The sequence below is a fragment of the Nonomuraea sp. NPDC026600 genome, from assembly GCF_040638335.1.
Lineage (GTDB): Bacteria > Actinomycetota > Actinomycetes > Streptosporangiales > Streptosporangiaceae > Nonomuraea.
Genome location: NZ_JBEZYD010000006.1, coordinates 15,247 through 33,619, shown reverse-complemented (window position 1 = coordinate 33,619; position 18,373 = coordinate 15,247). Strand labels below are relative to the sequence as shown.

Genomic DNA, 18,373 nt, shown 5'->3' with positions numbered 1-18,373 from the left:
GAACTACAGAGAATCTCAGACGCTTGCCCTGGTGCCGCAGGCAACGTGCCGCACAGTTACTCGGCAATCGGTGACACCGCACGCGCTCTGATCGCCGCGAGCCGTAACGAGCAGGCGTACGGCCGGGCCTGGCACGCACCCACCTCGACCCTGTCGGTGCGGGACCTGGCCGGGCGACTCGCCGAACTCGCGGGGGCACCGGCGCCGCGGATGGAAGAGATGACCGAACGCGATCTGACCCTGCTCGCGTTCACTGAGCCGTTCTGGGCAGAAATGCACGAAGTGCTCACCAAGCCCGGCCATCCGTTCGTCATCGACTACTCCGAGACCGAGAAGATTCTCGGCGTGGGCGCCACACCGGTCGACGACGTGCTCAAGGAAGTGATCTCAGGCCGCGGGTGACGGTGGCGGGTGGTCCGTCGCGCGCACCGCGTCAGTGCCGGGGCAAGCGGGAAGTCAGTCGATGGCGTCGGCGAGCCGGGCGGTGAGGTCTCGGATGTGTGCGATCAGTTCGGGTGGCTGGTGTATCCGGAAGCGGAAGCCGAACAGCGCGACGTAGATGGCGAGTTCGTCGAGTGAGTTGGATCCGGTATGGAGAAGGCAGCTGTGCGGGTCGACGGCTTCGATGACACCGACGGTGGGCGGGATCCGTTCGGCGGCGGTCTCGGCCGGCGCGTACAGGGTGATCCGGGCCTGGTAGCGGTAGGGGGCGGTGGAGACGCCGAGCGCGAGGTAGCCGGCCAGGTCGACGCCGGGGGCCTGCCGGGGTGTGAAGCGAGGCCCGGTGGGGATGCGGGGACGGATCCGGTCGGCGCGGTAGGTGCGCCAGTCGCGCCGGTCGGTGTCCCAGCCCACCAGGTACCAGCGCCGGCCCGTGTGGACCAGCCGGTGAGGTTCGGTGTCGCGTACCGAGTCGGTACCGTCGTGGCTCTGGTAGTCGAAGCGGAGCCGTTCGTGCTCGCGGCAGGCGGCCGCGAGCACGGTCAGCACGTCCGGGTCCACGGTGGGACCGCCGGTGGGGACCATGACGGTGACCGAGTGCAGCAGGTTGACCCGGTGCCGTACGCGCGACGGCAGTACCTGTTCGAGCTTGGCCAGCGCGCGTAGCGAGGTTTCCTCCATGCCGTTGACCGTGCCGCTGGCGGCGGTGCGCAGCCCGATGGCGACGGCCACGGCCTCCTCGTCGTCGAGCAGCAGCGGCGGGAGCTTCGTTCCGGCGCCGAGCCGGTAGCCGGCCGCGCCAGGGGTGGCGTGCACCGGGTAGCCGAGGTCGCGCAGTTTCTGGATGTCGCGGCGCACGGTCCGTACGTCGACCTCGAGGCGCTGCGCCAGGTCGGCTCCGGTCCAATCGCGCGGGGTCTGCAGCAGCGAGAGCAGTTGCAGCAACCGGGCGGACGTTTCCAACATGTTCAGCAGATTACTGCTCCTAGGGCAGAAGCTGTCCTAGCTTGCTCATAGCGTGTCTGTCATGAGCGAAGAGATATCCGCATTTCAGATCAAGATTCCCCAGGATCGCCTCGATGACCTGCGCCACCGGCTCGCCCAAACTCGTTGGCCGGACGAACTGCCCGGCGTCGGCTGGGAGGCCGGGGTGCCGCTGGGTTACCTGAAGGATCTGGCCGATTACTGGCGCACCGGTTACGACTGGCGCGCCCATGAGGCGCGGCTGAACGAGTTTCCGCAGTTCACCACCGACATCGACGGACAGACCGTGCACTTCCTGCACGTCCGTTCGCCGGAGCCGGGAGCGCTGCCGCTCGTCATCACCCATGGCTGGCCGGGCTCGGTCGTGGAGTTCATGAAGATCATCGGCCCGCTGACCGACCCTGCGAGCCATGGCGGGAACCCCGCCGACGCCTTCCACGTGGTGGCCCCGTCACTGCCGGGCTTCGGCTTCTCCAGCCCACTCTCCGCCGCGGGCTGGAATACCGGCCGGGTGGCCCGTGCCTGGGCCGAACTGATGAAACGCCTCGGCTACCACCGCTACGGCGCGCAGGGCGGGGACACCGGGGCGATCGTCTCCCCCGAGCTCGGCCGCATCGACCCCGATCATGTGATCGGCGTGCACGTCAACAACCTGGGCACCTTCCCCTCCGGCGATCCGGCCGAGCTGACCGGCCTCACCGAGGCCGACCAGGCCCGACTCGGGCTCATGACGACCTGGGGCCGTGACATGTCCGGGTATGCCATCGTCCAGTCAACCCGGCCGCAGACGATCTCGTACGCCCTCACCGACTCACCTGCCGGCCAGCTCGCGTGGATCGTCGAGAAGTTCAAGGAATGGACCGATCCGAGCGCCGGCCTGCCCGAAGACGCCATCGACCGCGACCAGATCCTTACCGACGTTTCGGTGTACTGGCTGACCGGCACAGCCGGATCCGCGGCCCGCATCTACTACGAAGGCGCCCGCACCTGGGGTCAGGTCCAGCCGCGGTCACCGGTGCCGACCGCGGTGGCGGTGTTCCCCAATGACCTCACCCTTCGGCCCCTCGCCGAACGCGACCACAACGTCGTGCGCTGGACCGAGTTCAGCCGCGGCGGGCACTTCGCCGCCATGGAGGCACCCGACCTCCTGGTCGACGATGTGCGGGAGTTCTTCCGCCAGTTCCGCTGACGGGCAATCAGACAGGGCGGACGCCTTGCTCGCCCGGACACGCGCGGCTCCCTCACCGGCACCGGCAGAAACCGAACGCCGACATCCGTCCCTGCGGCCTCGGCATGAGCAGCCCGTACTTATTGCGGGTCGGCCTTATTGCGGGTCGGCGAAGTCGGCCGGGGACCAGGTCAGCCGGCCGGAGCGGAGGTCGTCGATCACGGCGGTCAGCCAGCGAGCCTCGGCGACGGCCACCGCGTGCAGGTATTCGAGTTCGAGCAGGCCGGCCCGGTGCAGACCCCCCTCGGCCTGACCGGTCAGCGCGGTCTGCAGTTCCGCCACCGACGCCGTGACGGCCGTCAGCCGGCGCTCCAGTAGGCCGGGGATCTCCTCGGGCGAAAGCAGCAGCAGGTGCGACAGCGCCGCCGGAAATTGCGGGAACTCCCGTTTCGGAACCGTGAGCAGGTCCACCAGCCATTCACGGGCGGCCTCACGGCCCGCGTCGGTGACCTCGTAGACGGTCCGCTCGGGGTAGGCGTGGTCCCGCTCGGTGTCCAGCACCGCCACCAGGCCGGCCTCCGCGAGCCGGTCGATCGTCCGGTAGAGGCTCGTCCGCTGCTCGACGTTGACGACCAGATCCTTCCCCCAGTCCTTGATCAGCCGCTGGATCCCGTACGGATGAAGGGGCTTGTAATGCAGCAGCGCCAGGACGGTGAGGGCCAGCGGCGAACCTCGGAACGCAGTACTCATGTCACCGACACTACTCCGAAATACACTAGTTGACGAGCTACTAGTTTCAGTGAAACTATACCGCCATGGAACAGAACACCGCGACTGTGAAGACAGCACTCGTCATCGGCGGCGGGATCGCCGGGCCGGTCACCGCGATGGCCCTGCAGAAGGCGGGCATCGACGCCACCGTCTACGAGGCCTACGAGAAGACCGCCGACGGGGTCGGCGGTGGCATGAGCCTGGCCCCCAACGGAGTCGACGCGCTGGACGCGATCGACTGCGCCGACCTGATCCGACCGCTCGGCGCGCCGATGACCGGCATCGTGCTCCAGGACTGGAAGGGCCGTCCGCTCGCCGAGTTCGGCAACCCGCCCGGGATCCGGCCGATGCAGTTCGTCTGGCGCGACGAGCTCTACCGGGTGCTGCACGACGAGGCCGCACGGCGCGGTGTCAGAACCGAGCACGGCAAGCGCCTCGTCCGGGCCGAGGAGACCGCCGACGGGGTGACCGCGCACTTCGCGGACGGCACCCAGGCCATCGCCGACATCCTCATCGGCTGCGACGGTATCCGCTCGACCGTCCGCTCCCTCATCGACCCGGTGGCCCCGGGACCGCAGTACGCAGGCCTGATCAGCTTCGGCGCCCGCGTCCGGGCCCCGGGGATCCCCTCGACCGAGGGCAAGATGCCGATGACCTTCGGCAAGAAGGCGTTCTTCGGTTACCAGGTCTTCGGCGCGGACGACGCCGTCTGGTTCGTGAACCTCCCGCATCCCGAGCCGATGACCGCCGCCGAGGTCCAGGCGACCCCGGCCGCCGAGTGGCTGCCGATCCTGGCGGAGAAGTTCGCCGCCGACGACACCCCGGCGCGGGACCTGATCGAGCGGACCGACCTGTCGGACGTGGTGATCGTCGGCCCGATGGAGAACATGCCGCCCACAACCGTCACGTGGAGCCAGGGCCGGATCGTGCTGGTCGGCGACGCGGTGCACGCGCCGTCGTCCAGTTCGGGGCAGGGCGCATCCCTGTCGATCGAGAGCGCGATCCAACTCGCCCGCTGCCTACGCGACCTCCCCTACGCTGAGGCGTTCGCCGCCTATGAGGCCGAGCGCCGTCCCCGGGTCGAGCGGGTCATCAAGGAGACGACCCGCAAGAACGCCAGCAAGGCGGCGGGGCCGGTCGGCCGCGTCGTCAACGCCTACGCGATCCGGATTTTCGGCAAGCTGGGCAAGCCCGAGAAGATGACCTGGATCTTCGACTACCGGATCGACTGGGACGCCAAGGTGACCGGATGATCGCAAAGGCTCTTCATGGGCTGTTCATGAGTGCGAGTGGCCTGCGGGGGAGAGCAAGGAATGGAGAACCCCGCCCCCACCCCCGGACCACGGACACGATCCGCGCCGCCCGGACGCGGGCAACCAGCACGCCCACCACCGTTCGGGGCGCGCGACCGAGCATGAGTCCTGGCAACAGGACTCACTTCCGCTCAGTTTGAGGAACGGTGCCGAACCAGCCGGAGAGCGCTTCTCGCAGCGCGGGCGCCGCGGTGTCGGCGGGTTCGTCGATGGTCGCGGCCCAGGCGATGTGGGCGTCCGGGCGGATCAGGAGGGCGTCAGCTGGTCGATGATCGGTCTTGGCGGTGTGGACGCCGACGCGATGCTGCCAGTCTCGGGCGATCTCGCGGAGGTCCGGGCGGTCGGCGAGGTCGAGGAGGATGGGCCGTGCGGTGTGCATGAGTTCCGCGACGCTGGTTGTGCCCTGGTCGGTGTGCAGAGTGAGGTCTGGTGTGAAGGTGCCGGTCAAGGGGTGTTGATTGGGGTTGGGCATCGGGTAGCGAATGTCGGTGCCGGCGATCATGGCCCCGATGCGGCGCAATGGCTGTTCGTCGGCGAACAGTTCCAGGAAGACTTCCCGCAGCGCGTCGGCGGCCGGGTCGTGTCCGCGCCGCAGTGCCACCTGAGCTTGGGTGTGGAACAGCGTCCGCGCGCCGGCGAGGTGGCGTTCCTGATGGTAGGTGTCCAGCAGGCCGGGCGGCGCCCAGCCGTGGACGTCGGCGGCCAGCTTCCAGGCGAGGTTGACGGTGTCGAGCATGCCGGCGCTGAGGCCCACACCCGTGGCGGGGAACAGATGAGCCGCATCGCCGGCCAGCAGGATCCGCCCGTCGCGATATCGTTCGGCCTGCCGAGCCTGAAACTGGTACCGCGACAGCCGGTGCGGTTCTCCCAGAGGGAAGTCCGCACCGAGCACGCGGCGGATGCTCTCCCGCAGCTCGGTCAGCGTCATCGGTACGTCATCGTCGACTTCGGCGGCTTCGTCTTCGGTGGTCGAGACCATCACCACCTCCGAGGTGAGCCACCCGAACCCGAAGACGCCGCGGTCCGTCCAGGTGAAGGTACCCGCGCGCATCCTGCCCAGGCCGAGGACGTCGAGGTCGCCGTTGCCCAGCCGGGTCACCGAATCGGGCACGGTGACCTGGCCCAGCCTGTTGACCTCCGGATACGTCGTGCCGGGGAACGGGATGCCCGCCCTGTCGCGGACCCTGCTTCGCCCGCCGTCGCACCCCACCAGGTATCGGGCGGTCACCTGGTACGGCCCGTCCGGGCCGCGCACGTCCGCGGTCACCGTGGCGTCGTCCTGGCTCACCCCGACCACCTCGTGTCCGCGGCGTATGTCGGCGCCGAGCTCGTGGGCGTGTTCGCCGAGCAGGCGCTCGAGTCGCGGTTGCGGGAGCGTCAGCCCCCGCAGCGGGGGATCCGGCAGCGGCGAGAGGTCCACATGCACACCGCCGAACGGGAATCGGGGAGCCGGGTGGCCAGGGCCGGTACAAGCCGCTTCGAACCGGTCCAGCAGACCTCGGTAGCTCAGCAGTTGCAGGATCTGCCCGCCGAGACCGTTGGCTTTCGGGGTGTCTCGGGGCTGCGGCTGCCGCTCCAGTACCAGCGGTCGCACTCCGGCCAGGCGCAGTTCACCCGCCAGCATCAGGCCGGCCGGGCCGCCGCCCACGATGATCACGTCGGCGCCCATCACCGGCCACTCCCCGCGCGATCCCTCGTCGCGTCACCGCGCGACCCGGTCGTCGACAACAACACACGCACTTCGTGGCTCCCATTTCCGCAGGTTCTGGCCTCGGCCGACGATTCTGCGGCACGACCCGGGTCTTGCCGCAAGCCCCCCGGTGCGCTATACGTTGAGAGTGGAAAGGAGCAGGTGCTCCTTTCCCGTTTTTGTCTGCTGCGGACAGACCACCTCCTCGGGAAGCGCCGCTTCCGCGGGCCTGCGGATGCAGCCACCAAGCTTCTGAGCCTGTACATACACAGAGGTCAGATCACCCGCCACCTTGCTGTCTCGTCACTGGGGTATGAAACGACGAAACTCCGGTACGCCAGTCTCAGCCTTTTGGCCGTGACCGCGATGTGTCGCCCATCGAAAGCGTCAGTCGCTGCCGAGCACGCTGGTGTTCTGGCAGGCGGTCAGGAGCCACCGCCCATTCTCCTTTGCCATGACGAATAGCGGTGTGCCCACCTCTGTTCCGTCGGACGTCCGATAGACCTGACGCACCTTCACGGCTGCGACGTCGGGGCGGATGAACAGCACGTGTTCCACCTCAAACGTGACCGTCGTGCCCTGCATCCCTCCGGGAAGCACCTGGTGCGTGAACGTCGAGATCGCATCACGGCCGAAGAGGCGCTTGCCACCGCCCGTTGTCCAGATCGCGTCAGCTCGGAACAGAGCAACGAATGCGTCAGGGAGTTCGTTGTTCTGGGAGTGCTCAACAGCGGCCACCACCTGCTCGATCGCCTCGATATCGGCCTGGCTCGTCTGGTCGGCAATGTTCATTGTGCTCATGACGATGACGATAGAACCTTAAGTTTGCTTGAGGTCAAGAGCGTCAACCGTGCCAGCGTTCGGTTGTTCCTGATGGGGCCGATACCCAATGACGCCAACCATCGATCACACCGCCATCTATCGGTCACAGGCTCACTAGGGTGCCACGACGGCCGGCCCGGGACGGAAACTGTCGCCGCCGTCGGCCATGCTGGGCTCTGCCGCCAAGAGTTCGGAAGGGATGTTCTCGTGCCGATCCGGATCGCCAGCCGCCGTCGTTCGGCGGCCTCGCTCGCCAAGGCCTTTCCCGGAGCTCAGATCGTCGACGTGACCTCCAAGGCGGCTGAGCCATGGGTGCGGTTGAGCCCGTTCTATCCGCACGGCGGCATCCCGGTGCCGCAGACGCCCGGCGCGACCGGTCAGTCGGTCGAAGGAATCTGGCAGGCACTCAAGGTCTTCGAAACCACCGACGTCGACCTCACCAAGCTGGACATCACTACCATGACCGGCCTCAAGCGCACCGTCCGCAGATACGGCCAAGTGCGCGGCCACCGCGACGGCTTACACGGGGAGCGGCTCCTGAGCTATGAGACGGCAAGACGTCGCATCTACCTGCCCGCCTACCGATGGGTCCTGGAGAACAAGACCACCGACCTGATCGAACACCTCCGCGACCTCGCCGATGAGCAGGAGGTTCTGCTGCTCGACTACACCACCAACGGCGAGGTCACGAATCCCAGGACCCCGCTCTCCCATGCCGCGCTCGTACGCCTCTACCTCCAGAACGAATGGCCTGACGAGGACGATCAATCGGAGCCCCAGCAGTCGCCGCCAAGCTGAGCGCGATCGCCGAAGCGCAGCACAGCGGCCTCGTCCATGCTTCGATCGAGCCGCAGGACGTGCTCGCGCTGGTGACCACCATGGCTGGCCCGGCTCGGGAACGACAGGCACGGCATGCAGGGCTACGACACCGGCTCCCCGGGTCGGCCCCGAATTTCCGGTGACCCTTCTCGTCCTGGTCGACGCGTCCGGCCAGCCCGGCGAAGCCTTCAGGAAGGGCGTCCGAGCGGAGCGAGGTCCTTCAGGGGGCGGGCGTCAGCCCGCCTGGGAGGACGTCCGGAGCGAAGCGGAGGGCCTTTTTGGGCGGGCGGGCATCAGACGGCCAACCACCCAGACGGGTAAGGGGTGGGAAAGAAGAACGTCCGGAGCGGACGGAAGGCCCTTTGGGACGGGCCGCCGTGGGTGTGAGGGGCCGGGCAGACCCCTCACACCGGAAGCTCTAGGGCCAGTCGGTCGACGGTCGGAGCGGCACCCCGGCGCGCCCCTCCGAGTCGAGTTTGACCCCCAGCACCTGGTGCAGCTGCACCTTGTTGCGTTCGAAGCCCACGATGCAGCCCGCCATGTACAGCGCCCAGACGCGGGCAGTGCCCATGCCCACCTCCTGCACCGCATCGGCCCAGTTGGCGTCGAGGTTGTCGCACCAGTGCCGGAGCGTCCTGGCGTAGTGCTCGCGGAGGTTCTCCTCGTGGCGGATCTCGAAGCCGATGTCCTCCATCTGCCTGACCAGGTAGCCGACCGACTCCAGCTCCCCGTCGGGGAAGACGTAGCGGTTGATGAAGCCGCCCTTGTTGAACGTCTTCTCGGTGCCGGTCGGCCGGGTGATGCAGTGGTTGAGCAGGCGGCCGCCCGCCTTGAGCTTGCTGTACAGGAACGAGAAGTAGGACGGGAGGTTGTGCTTGCCGATGTGCTCGGTGAGACCGATGGAGCTGACCGCGTCGAAGCCCGACTCGACCACGTCGCGGTAGTCCATGAAGCGGACCTCGGCCAGGTCCTGGAGACCGGCGTCGATGATCGCCTTCTGGGCCCATTCGGCCTGCTGCTTGCTGAGGGTGACGCCGAGGGCCTTGACGCCGTAGTGCTTGGCGGCGTGCATGACCATGCCGCCCCAGCCGCAGCCGACGTCGAGCAGCCGCATGCCGGGCTCGAGGCCGAGCTTGCGGGCCACCAGGTCGAACTTGGCGTATTGAGCTTCCTCCAGCGTCGACTCCTCCGAGGGGAAGACGGCGCAGGTGTAGGCCATGGACGGGCCCAGGACCCACTCGTAGAAGCGGTTGGAGACGTCGTAGTGGTGGTGGATCGCCTCGGCGTCACGCTGCTTGGCGTGCCGGGAGCCGAGCCTGGCCAGGGTGCTCGACCGGATCTCCTGCGGCGGCGCCGGGACGCGCATGAGGAGCGGCTTCAGTCCCAGCGAACGGACGGCCGCCAGCTTCTCCGAGGTCGTCAGGTCGTTGGTGGTGATGTTCCACATGCGGTCGAGCAGGGCGTACATGTCGCCGTGGATGTCGATGTGACCGGAGATGTAGGCCCTGGCCAGGCCCAGCTCCCCGGGGGCCTGGGCGAGGTAGGCTACCGCTATCGGGGACTTGACCTCCAGGGCGAGGTCCGCACCGTCGGGTCCCGCCTTGCTGCCGTCGTAGGCCATGAACGCGATGTTGGCTTCCGAGCCAACGATCTTCTCAAAGATGGATGCGAGAGCCATCTACTCACCTTCCCCGTACACACTTGTCGTACAGGTCAAGCATTCGGCCGTTCGGGTCGTATTCCTGCTTGACCGGCCAGTAAGCATCGCCGTTGTACAGCTGCCAGAACTGCTCACGGGCGTAGAAAGAGGTTGAATAAAGCGACTTGTGCCCGTCGAGTTCGTGCACCGAGTTTTCGATGAGACGGTTGTAGTAGCCGTCGAACTGCCCCCGAGGCAGTGGCACCATTCCCCAGAAGCCGAAGTTGACGTACAGCTTGCCGGGCTCCATCGGATAGATCGGCCAGCGGGACGAGGCCCGCAGCGGGCACATCCACACCGGCGTCATGCCGACCTTGTCGTGAAAGAATTCCAGGAACTCCGCGCCCCGCTCGACCGGGATCTCGACGTCCTGGATGACCGATTCCTGGACGGGCTGGCCGCGCCATCGGTCGACGCGCGCGATCACCCCGTATTTCCTGTCGAGCGCGACCAGCCGCCGGTAGACGTCGGAACGCATCCAGCGGCGCGGCATCAGCGAGCGGACCACCGGCTGCTGGACGCCGAAGGCACGCGAGCACCAGAACCAGTCGGTGTCCCAGCGCCAGAGGTAGTCGCGGATCGTCAGCCAGTCGCGGTTGCGCTGCCTGATCGACTGGTAGTAGATGCGCATGCCGGTGTAGTCGGAGGTGTAGGGGGCGCGCTCGGCGAAGCGGCCGACCGTGATGTAGAGCTCCCCCGGCTCGAAGAAGACGCCGTCGACGAAGTCGACGGGCTCCCCGTCGTGCTCCATGCTCTCGCAGATCTCCTGCAGGGCCAGCATGCACTTGTCGGCGTCGGTGAACCTGACGTGCGTCAGTTTGACGTACGGCTCGACCTTCCTGAGCTTGATCCTGATGCGCAGGGCGTAGCCGAGCGTGCCGTAGGAATTGGGGAAGGCCCGGAACAGCTCGCGGTGCTCGTTGTCGTCGCGGGCGATGACGACGCGGCCGTCGCCGGTGAGGATCTCGAGCTCCTCGACCGACTCGTGCGGCAGGCCGTCTCTGAAGCTGGTCGACTCGATCCCGAGCCCCGTCACCGCGCCGCCCAGCGTGATCGTCTTGAGCTGGGGCACCACGTACGGCATGAGCCCGTGCGGCAGCGTGGCATCGACCAGGTGCTCGTAGGTCGTCATGCCCTGGACCTCGGCCGTCATCGTCACCGGGTCGACACTGATGACCTCGTCGAGCTCCCTGGCGGAGAGCTTGGCGGTCTTGCCCGAGTCGCGGAATCTGAAGAGGTTGGACGTGGCCTTGGACAGTCGGGGCGAAGCGTCCCCCGGGAGCTCCGCGTACGACTGCCTGATGTGCTCTACTGCCCGTTGGTGTGTCGACATCGACGTCGTCACTGGAGCACCCCCTTGAGCCGGTAGAGATCGTCCTGAAGAAGGTATCTCCCTGGACTGACATCGACCAGACCGGGGTCGTTAAAGACACGAAAACTGTTTATCGTGCCAGGTCGTATGCCTACGCGGTGGGCGAACCATTAAACTTCCGGCGGATGACCGGAGATATCCCATTTATCACGTTCTCCACCGCGCGGCCGTCCAGCGCCGCCGTGAGGTTCTCCATAGTGGCCGTGAGCAGGCGTCCTGTGGACTCCGGTGTCACTCCGGCGACGTGTGGCGACAGCAGCACCCCGTCGAGCTCGCGCAGCGGGTCGCCGTCCGGCAGCGGCTCGATGTCGAACACGTCGAGCGCGGCGCCGCCGAGGTGCCCGCCGGTGAGCGCATCGGTCAGCGCCGCATGGTCGACGACCCCGCCTCTGGCCGCGTTGACCAGTAACGCGCCCTGCTTCAGCCGCCGGGGGTCGATGAGGCCGCGGGTCTCCTCGGACAGCGCGATCACCACGACGACCACGTCGGAGGTGGACAGCAGCGGCTCCAGCTCCTGGTAGCCGGGCTCCTCGCGGGGTGTGCGGGTCCAGTAGGACACCTGGCAGCCGAACGCCCGGAACAGCCGCGCGCAGGCCGCGCCGATCGGGCCGAAGCCGACGATGCCGACCTGCCGCCCGTGCAGCTCGCGGGGCTGGAGGCTCTGCTGCGGCCAGTGGCCCGCGCGGACGGCGGCGTCGGCCTCGGCGAGCTTGCGTGACAGCGACAGTGCGGCGGCCAGGCACCACTCGGACACCGCGACGGCGCTGACGCCCGCCGTGTTGGCCAGCGGCACGCCCGCGGCGGCCAGCGCGGTCAGGTCGTGGCCGTCGACACCGACCGAGGGCTGCTGGACGAAGGCCAGGCGGGGCGCGGCGGCCACCGCCTCCGCGTCGAGCGCCAACCGCGCCGTCCAGTCGCCGAGCACGATCTCCGCCTCGGCCAGCGAGGCGAGGAGCGCGGCGCGGTCACGGGCCGGCGGCACCCGCACGGCCACCCGGTCGCCGAGCGGCGCGAGCAGCCGCCGCAGCGGCTCCTCGGGGAGCGGCGGCAGTGCGAGAAGGTCCCAGGGCGTCATGCGATCACCGGCGACATCGAACTCATGTGGCCACCGTAAAGCTGGCGATCACCTGCCGCATCAACCCCTGGTCTCGTTTCCACTGGGCCTCGGTGGCCGTCCACGACAGGATGTAGGCGGTGTCGCCGATCGCCACCGCCCGCTGCATCTCGTGATACCTCGTGCCCTGCGTGCTCCACGGCGCGTCGCCGGTCGCCCCCGCCGTGTAGGTGAACTCCCATTCCACGGCCTTGGTCCCCTGGTGCGTGACGGCCCTGCGGCGCAGGATCTGCAGGTCGGTGGCGTTCTGCTTGAAGGTCTCCTGCGAGTCGCGGACGAGCTGGTTCGGGTCGAGGTTGACGTAGACGGCCTCGACGCCCAGGTGCGCGGCCTGGTCCCGGCGGGTCCACTCGGTGTACGCCTCCTTGCGCGCGCCCTTCCAGCCGACGGGCCGCATGATCGACCAGCCGTCGGGCGACGTCCAGGCCCGTACCGTCGCCACGACCCTCGTGCGGGTGGGCGTCGGGGTGGGAGTGGGCGTCTCGCTGGCCTCGGCGCCGGGTGGCGTCGTGCTCGGCGCTGCGCTGACCGCCACCGCGCTCTGTGTGACGACCGGCGCCCCTTCGGCCGCCCCGCTGAGCTTGAAGAAGGCGAATCCGCCGCCCCCGACCACCAGCGCCGCCGCCGCTGCCACCGCGACGAGGGTACGACCACCGCCGCGGCGCTGCTTCGGCTCGACCACGACCCGGTCGTTGTTCGGCTGCTTGGCGGCGACGACGGCGGCCAGCAGCGCGTCGGCCTGCTCGGCGTTGACCCGTTCGTGCGGCTCCTTGCGCAGCAGCCCTTGCAGGGCCGGGTGCATGATCGGCGGGATCCGGCGGTAGTCCGGCTCGTCGCTCAGCAGCGCGTTCAGCGTGGCCATGGGATCGCCGCGCTCGAACGGCGAGCGGCCGACCAGCGTGGCGTAGAGCGTGGCGCCGAGCGACCACAGGTCGGAGGCGGGCCCGGACTCGGCCGCGCGCACCCGCTCGGGAGCCAGGAAGCTCGGCGAGCCGGTCACCATCCCGGTCTGGGTGAGCGACGCGTCGCCCTCGGCGGTGGCGATGCCGAAGTCGGTGAGCACGGCCCGGCCGTCGTCGGTGAGCAGGATGTTGCTCGGCTTGACGTCGCGGTGCAGGATCCCCTCCGCGTGCGCGGCCCGCAGCGCCGACAGGACCTGTCGGCCCACGTCGGCCGCCTGCCGCACCGGAAGGGCTCCGGACGTGGCGACGACCTCCTCCACGGACGGGTACCGCACCAGCTCCATGATGATCCACGGCCGGCCGTCCTCCTCGACGACGTCGTAGATCGCGACGACCGACGGGTGGTTCAGCCGCGCCGCCATGCGCGCCTCGCGGGCGGTGCGGAGCAGCTGCCGCTCCTGATCCGCCCGAGGCAGTCCCGCGGGGAGGAGCACTTCCTTCACCGCGATCTGCCGGTTGAGCAGGGTGTCGCGGCCTTCCCAGACCACGCCCATCCCGCCGCGCCCCAGTTCGCGCAGTAACTGGTATCGCTTGGCGACCAGCCGGTTGCTATCCGAAACCATGTCCAACCCCTGTAGACCCACCCGAACAGTGGGCAAGTTTCCCATACCTCGCGTATGTCTGCCTGAAGGTCGGGAAGGCGTCTTGCCACAGGTCACCGAATGTTGTTCTACTGGGGCCAGCCGAGTCGTAGGAGATACCGATGTCTGAAGGCCGTCAGGGCCCGCTCTCCGGGGTCCGGGTGCTGGAGCTCGCGGGGCTCGCGCCGGGGCCGTTCGCCGGGATGATGCTCGCCGACCACGGCGCTGACGTGCTGCGCGTCGATCGCGTGGCCGCCGTGTCCGACGAGCCGCGCAAGGACGTCATGGACCGCGGCAAGCACACCATCGGCCTGGACCTGAAGTCGCCCGAGGGCGTCGCCGCGTTCAAGGAGCTGGCCGCGCACGCGGATGTGGTGATCGAGGTGTTCCGGCCCGGTGTGGCGGAACGGCTCGGCATCGGGCCCGACGACCTCCACGCGGTGAACGAACGGCTGATCTACGGCCGGATGACCGGCTGGGGACAGGACGGCCCGCTCGCCACCACCGCGGGCCACGACATCGACTACATCGCGATCTCCGGCATCCTGTCGATGCTCGGCCGCGAGGGCGGCAAGCCGACGCCGCCGATCAACATCCTGGGCGACTTCGCCGGCGGCGGCCTCATGCTCGCGTACGGCGTCCTGCTCGCCCTGTTCGAACGGGAACGCACCGGCAAGGGCCGGGTGATCGACGCGGCCATGGTCGACGGCGCCTCGATCCTGTTCGCGATGTTCTACCACGGCGTGCAGAGCGGCTTCTGGGGCGCGCGCGGCACGAACCTGCTGGACACGGGCGCGCCCCAGTACGACACCTATGAGACGGCGGACGGGGAGTTCCTGGCGGTCGGCTCGCTGGAGCCGCAGTTCTGGGACGCGATGGTGACGCGGATGGGGCTGTCGGACCTGCCGGACCGCGGCGACCGGAAGCAGTGGCCCGCGCTCAGGGCCCGCCTGGCCGAGGAGTTCAGGTCGCGGACGCGGGCGGAGTGGGAGGCGGTGTTCGAGGGCTCCGACGCGTGCGTGTCGCCGGTCCTGTCCATGGCGGAGGCGGTACGTCATCCGCACAACGTGGCCAGGGGCGCCTTCGCCGACGTCGGAGGCCTCAGCCAGCCGGTCCCCGCTCCGCGCCTGCTCGGCGTGCCGGGCCAGGACCTCTCGCCCGCCACCCGGCTCGCCGACCTGTCCGCCTGGGGTCTGAACGCCGAGGCGGCGGAGAAGCTGCGCTCCCAGGGAGTGCTGGCCTGACCTGAACCCCGACCTGAGGGAGTCCCGGCCCGACATGAACCCCGACCTGCTCGACGGCGCCCTGTACGCGGGCGACCCCGCACCCGTCTACGCCTGGCTGCGCGCCCACTCCCCCGTCCACCACGACGCCGCGAACGGGCTGTGGGGCATCTCCCGGCACGCCGACATCTCGGCCATCGAGCGCGATCCCGGGCTGTGGACCAGCACCGGCGGCTACCGCCCCCAGTTACCGTCCGACCCGTCGATGATCGGCATGGACGACCCCGAGCACGCCGAGCACCGCCGCCTCGTCTACCGCCGCTTCACCCCGCGCCACGTCCACGAGCGCTACGCCGGCCGCGTCCGCGAGGTCGTCACCGAGCTGATCGACCAGGCCCTGGAGGCCGGCACCGTGGACGCGGTGCCCGCCCTGGCCGCGCCGCTGCCCGCCCGCATGATCGGCTGGCTGCTCGGCTTCCCCGACGCGGACTGGCCGCGGCTCAAGCACTGGTCGGAGACCACGATCGTGGCGGGCGGCGGCCTGCGTTACGTCACCCACGAGGCCGCGGTCGCCGCGGGCGAGTTCGGCGAGGCCGTGCTGGCCCTGGCCGCGGAGCGCCGCGCGTGCCCGGCCGACGACCTGGTGACCCTCTGGTCCGGCCGGGCCGCCTACGACGACGACCACCTGGCGAACGAGGCGCTGCTGCTGCTCGACGGCGGCGCGGAGACCACCCGCACGGTCATCGCGACCGCGATCGACGCGCTGATCCGCCACCCGGACCAGTGGCGGCTGCTGCGCGAGGACCCGGGCCGGATCGAGAACGCGGTCGAGGAGTTCATCCGCTGGACCACGCCGATCCTCAACATGTGCCGCTCGGCCACCCGCGACACCGACCTGCACGGGCAGCACATCGGCCGCGGCCAGCAGGTCCTGCTCATGTACGGCTCGGCGAACCGGGACGAGGTGGTGTTCGACCGCCCGGACGTCTTCGACGTGACGCGCAAGCCGGGCGGGCACATCGCGTTCGGCCTGGGCACCCACTTCTGCCTGGGCGCGGCCCTGGCCCGGCTGGAGTTACGGATCTTCTTCGAGGAGTGGATCGACCGGGTGGGCTCGGCCGCCTGGGCCGACGACGCCGGCCCGCGCATCCTGCCCAACGCGTTCGTGCGCGGCGTCACGTCGTTTCCCGTCGTCCTCTCGCCGCGCGGGTGAACTGGTCGTCGAAGCGGCGGGGGAAGGGCACCATCCGGTGCTTGTGCCGGTACGGCGCGGCCTGCCGTACCACGTTGAAACCGGCGGCGGACACGATGCGGCCGGCCGTGGCGAACAGCGGCCAGGCCGGGCAGACGGCGAGATGCGCGACCTCGGCCGGCAGGCCGGGCGGCGCGGCGGGCGAGACGAGCACGAGGCGCGGGCTGAGCCCTTCCAGGGCGGCGCTCTCCCGCGCGTACGCCACCAGCTCCAGGATCTCTTCGGGCGGCCCGGAGTGCACGATCAGCCAGTCGCCGGGAGCCGTCGCGGGCGGGCCCGGCGGATCCCGGAGCGCCAGCGGGGCGATCCGATCCGAGACCGAGCGCAGATACGCCAGGTGCGGCCCGCTCACCGGCTCGGCCAGCCACGTCTGGGCGAAGCGGAGCGGCCGGTCCGGGATCAGCGGCCGGTAGGCGTCCCAGCGCAGCAGCCTGGCCAGATGCACGACCCGCACCCCCGGCGGCACCTCCGCCGCGTCCAGCTCGCCGTCGAGCCCGGCGGGGAACGCGTCCACCACGATCTCGTCGGCCCCCGAGAGCGCGGCCGGATCGCCCGGCCACTCGGTGAGGATCGTGGCCGCAGCGCCCGGATGGACAGTGTGCAGGTAGGCCCCGACCCGGGTGAGGTGGCCGAGCCCGCCGCCCCGGGCATAGCAGACGATCATGGCGCCGCAGACGATATGTGCTGCCGGGCGGAGCAGCCGATCATGTGCCGTCGGGCGAAACGGACGAGCCTGCGCTCTCGCGGAACACCCGCAGGTAACCCTCCGTCTCGGCGGCCACCGTGAAGTCCCTGCGTACCCGCTCGGCCGCCGCGGTGCCCAGCTTCGCGAGCTGCTCGTCGGTGGCCCGCGCGGCCCGGTCGACCGCCGCCCGGCACTCGTGCGGGTCTCCGGCGGCGAAGCGGAAGCCGATCTCGTCGTCGACCAGGTCGGCCAGCCCGCCCGCGTCGGAGGCGAGCAGCGGGACGCCGAGCGCCGCGGCCTCCAGGGCCACGTTCGGCAGCCCGTCGTAGAAGGACGGCAGCGCGACCAGGTCGCAGGCGGCGTAGAGCGCGGGCAGCTCGTAGCGGTCGAGGAACGGCAGCCGCGTGTGCCCGGCGGGCACGGCCAACTGCTCCTCCAGCTCCCCGACGAGCAGCAGGTGGAACAGGTCGGCGTGCCCCGAGGCGGCCAGCGCGTCGAGCAGGAAGCCGGCGCCCTTCTTGTTCTTGAGCTGCCCGATGAGCCCGATCGTGCGCCGGCCCGCGGCGGCCCGCCTGGCCAGGCCCGCCGCGCGTTCGGAGGGCAGGATCTGCCAGCTCGACGTGTCGATGCCGTTGGCCACCCACCGCACCCGCGCCTCCGGAACGAGCGCGGACACCAGCGGGGCGTGCCCGGAGGCCACCACGCACACCGCCGCCGAGGCGCGTAACGCGTCGAGCAGGGCGCCCCTGCGGCGCAGCGAGAACACGCCGGTGTCGAAGTCGTTGCCACGCAGCAGCGTCACCAGCGGGGCGCCGAGCCACGCGGCCAGGATCGGGGCGCCGAGCATCGCGTACGTGCCGCCGAACGCCACCACGTGCGTGTACGACTCACCGCGCAGCGTGGTCCACAGCCGGCGCAGCGCGTGCTCGGGATTGTCCTCCAGCGGCACGGTGAGCAGCCGCCCGCCCCGCTCGCCGCCGACCTGCCACGGCCGGTCCCGCCTGGTCAGATGCGCGACGTCGATCTCCACGCCCGCCTCGCGCAGGCCCCTGACGATCCGGTCGCAGGACTCGGCCATGCCGCCCCTGCTCGGCGGGTAGTGCTCGGTGAGCCACAGCAGCCGCATCAGCTGTCCACGAAGTCGCGGTCGTCGCCGTCGCCGAAGTCGCCGAAGTCGCCCTGGTCCTCGGGGTCGAAGGCGCCTCTGTCGTAGTCGTCGAACGAGCCGTACCAGCCGGGGTCCGAGTACGTGGACGAGGTGCTGTAGTAGTGGTGGCGGCGGAAGCCGCTGGTCCACAGCGGGTCGTACGGGGAGCTGTACCCCTGGGCGGCCGCGCACTCGGGACAGACGCCGCCGGGAGCGGCGTGCCGGTCGCAGATCGGCCTGCCGCACCGGCCGCAGGCGGCCACCGGCGCGCGGCCACAGCGGCCGAGCACGAAGAATCCGGTGCTCACCATGCACGGGGTCACGCGGCCC

Annotated in this window: 18 protein-coding genes; 7 read left to right on the top strand and 11 right to left on the bottom strand. The window is 69.7% G+C overall.

Features of this window, described 5'->3' with window-relative positions:
• Window positions 1-45 precede the first annotated feature (45 nt).
• Window positions 46-402 (top strand): hypothetical protein, encoded by a 357-nt coding sequence (locus tag AB0F17_RS15800; RefSeq protein WP_358022474.1) that lies wholly within the window; start codon window positions 46-48, stop codon window positions 400-402.
• A gap of 54 nt (window positions 403-456) precedes the next feature.
• Here the strand turns inward: AB0F17_RS15800 and AB0F17_RS15795 are convergent, their stop codons facing one another.
• On the bottom strand, window positions 457-1,407 hold the full coding sequence (locus AB0F17_RS15795; protein WP_358022471.1) for a YafY family protein: 951 nt from the start codon (window positions 1,405-1,407) through the stop codon (window positions 457-459).
• 61 nt (window positions 1,408-1,468) lie between these two features.
• On the opposite strand from AB0F17_RS15795, the gene AB0F17_RS15790 reads away from it, so the two are divergent.
• A complete protein-coding gene (locus AB0F17_RS15790) occupies window positions 1,469-2,614 on the top strand; it encodes an epoxide hydrolase family protein (RefSeq protein WP_358022468.1) in 1,146 nt (381 codons plus the stop codon).
• Window positions 2,615-2,749: 135 nt separating this feature from the next.
• Here AB0F17_RS15790 and AB0F17_RS15785 read toward each other — a convergent pair whose 3' ends face one another.
• Window positions 2,750-3,343 (bottom strand): PadR family transcriptional regulator, encoded by a 594-nt coding sequence (locus AB0F17_RS15785; protein WP_358022465.1) that lies wholly within the window; start codon window positions 3,341-3,343, stop codon window positions 2,750-2,752.
• 65 nt (window positions 3,344-3,408) lie between these two features.
• Between AB0F17_RS15785 and AB0F17_RS15780 the strand changes: the two genes are divergently transcribed.
• A complete protein-coding gene (locus AB0F17_RS15780) occupies window positions 3,409-4,617 on the top strand; it encodes an NAD(P)/FAD-dependent oxidoreductase (RefSeq protein ID WP_358022462.1) in 1,209 nt (402 codons plus the stop codon).
• Between the two features lie 181 nt (window positions 4,618-4,798).
• Here AB0F17_RS15780 and AB0F17_RS15775 read toward each other — a convergent pair whose 3' ends face one another.
• Window positions 4,799-6,346 (bottom strand): FAD-dependent monooxygenase, encoded by a 1,548-nt coding sequence (locus AB0F17_RS15775; protein WP_358023840.1) that lies wholly within the window; start codon window positions 6,344-6,346, stop codon window positions 4,799-4,801.
• A gap of 408 nt (window positions 6,347-6,754) precedes the next feature.
• Window positions 6,755-7,168, bottom strand: a complete 414-nt coding sequence (locus AB0F17_RS15770) for an SgcJ/EcaC family oxidoreductase (RefSeq protein ID WP_358022459.1) — start codon at window positions 7,166-7,168, stop codon at window positions 6,755-6,757.
• Window positions 7,169-7,396: 228 nt separating this feature from the next.
• Between AB0F17_RS15770 and AB0F17_RS15765 the strand changes: the two genes are divergently transcribed.
• Entirely contained in the window at window positions 7,397-7,987 is a 591-nt protein-coding gene (locus tag AB0F17_RS15765) for a hypothetical protein (RefSeq protein ID WP_358022456.1), read from the top strand.
• Window positions 7,957-8,151: a hypothetical protein gene (locus AB0F17_RS15760; RefSeq protein WP_358023837.1), complete on the top strand. Its 195-nt coding sequence runs from the start codon at window positions 7,957-7,959 to the stop codon at window positions 8,149-8,151. Before AB0F17_RS15765 ends, AB0F17_RS15760 begins: the two co-directional genes overlap by 31 nt.
• Window positions 8,152-8,426: 275 nt before the next feature.
• Here the strand turns inward: AB0F17_RS15760 and AB0F17_RS15755 are convergent, their stop codons facing one another.
• The 4 genes from AB0F17_RS15755 to AB0F17_RS15740 all read right to left on the bottom strand — a co-directional run bounded on the left by AB0F17_RS15755 (window position 8,427) and on the right by AB0F17_RS15740 (window position 13,718).
• Window positions 8,427-9,686, bottom strand: a complete 1,260-nt coding sequence (locus AB0F17_RS15755; protein WP_358022453.1) for a cyclopropane-fatty-acyl-phospholipid synthase family protein — start codon at window positions 9,684-9,686, stop codon at window positions 8,427-8,429.
• 4 nt (window positions 9,687-9,690) lie between these two features.
• On the bottom strand, window positions 9,691-11,040 hold the full coding sequence (locus AB0F17_RS15750) for an FAD-binding oxidoreductase (protein WP_358022450.1): 1,350 nt from the start codon (window positions 11,038-11,040) through the stop codon (window positions 9,691-9,693).
• A gap of 130 nt (window positions 11,041-11,170) precedes the next feature.
• Window positions 11,171-12,154: an NAD(P)-dependent oxidoreductase gene (locus tag AB0F17_RS15745; RefSeq protein WP_358022447.1), complete on the bottom strand. Its 984-nt coding sequence runs from the start codon at window positions 12,152-12,154 to the stop codon at window positions 11,171-11,173.
• Between the two features lie 22 nt (window positions 12,155-12,176).
• Entirely contained in the window at window positions 12,177-13,718 is a 1,542-nt protein-coding gene (locus AB0F17_RS15740; protein WP_358022444.1) for a serine/threonine-protein kinase, read from the bottom strand.
• Window positions 13,719-13,858: 140 nt separating this feature from the next.
• Here AB0F17_RS15740 and AB0F17_RS15735 point away from each other — a divergent pair, with 140 nt between their 5' ends.
• Window positions 13,859-14,980: a CaiB/BaiF CoA-transferase family protein gene (locus AB0F17_RS15735; RefSeq protein ID WP_358022440.1), complete on the top strand. Its 1,122-nt coding sequence runs from the start codon at window positions 13,859-13,861 to the stop codon at window positions 14,978-14,980.
• Window positions 14,981-15,014: 34 nt separating this feature from the next.
• Window positions 15,015-16,172: a cytochrome P450 gene (locus AB0F17_RS15730; RefSeq protein WP_358022437.1), complete on the top strand. Its 1,158-nt coding sequence runs from the start codon at window positions 15,015-15,017 to the stop codon at window positions 16,170-16,172.
• On the opposite strand, the gene AB0F17_RS15725 is transcribed toward AB0F17_RS15730, so the two are convergent.
• From AB0F17_RS15725 to AB0F17_RS15715, 3 genes are read right to left on the bottom strand one after another with little or no spacing between them, the layout of a single operon-like run.
• A complete protein-coding gene (locus AB0F17_RS15725; RefSeq protein WP_358022434.1) occupies window positions 16,135-16,875 on the bottom strand; it encodes a hypothetical protein in 741 nt (246 codons plus the stop codon). The genes AB0F17_RS15730 and AB0F17_RS15725 overlap by 38 nt on opposite strands.
• Window positions 16,876-16,915: 40 nt before the next feature.
• A complete protein-coding gene (locus AB0F17_RS15720) occupies window positions 16,916-18,022 on the bottom strand; it encodes a glycosyltransferase family 4 protein (protein WP_358022431.1) in 1,107 nt (368 codons plus the stop codon).
• Window positions 18,022-18,366, bottom strand: a complete 345-nt coding sequence (locus AB0F17_RS15715) for a hypothetical protein (RefSeq protein WP_358022428.1) — start codon at window positions 18,364-18,366, stop codon at window positions 18,022-18,024. The genes AB0F17_RS15720 and AB0F17_RS15715 overlap by 1 nt, the downstream gene beginning before the upstream one ends.
• Between the last annotated feature and the right edge of the window lie 7 nt (window positions 18,367-18,373).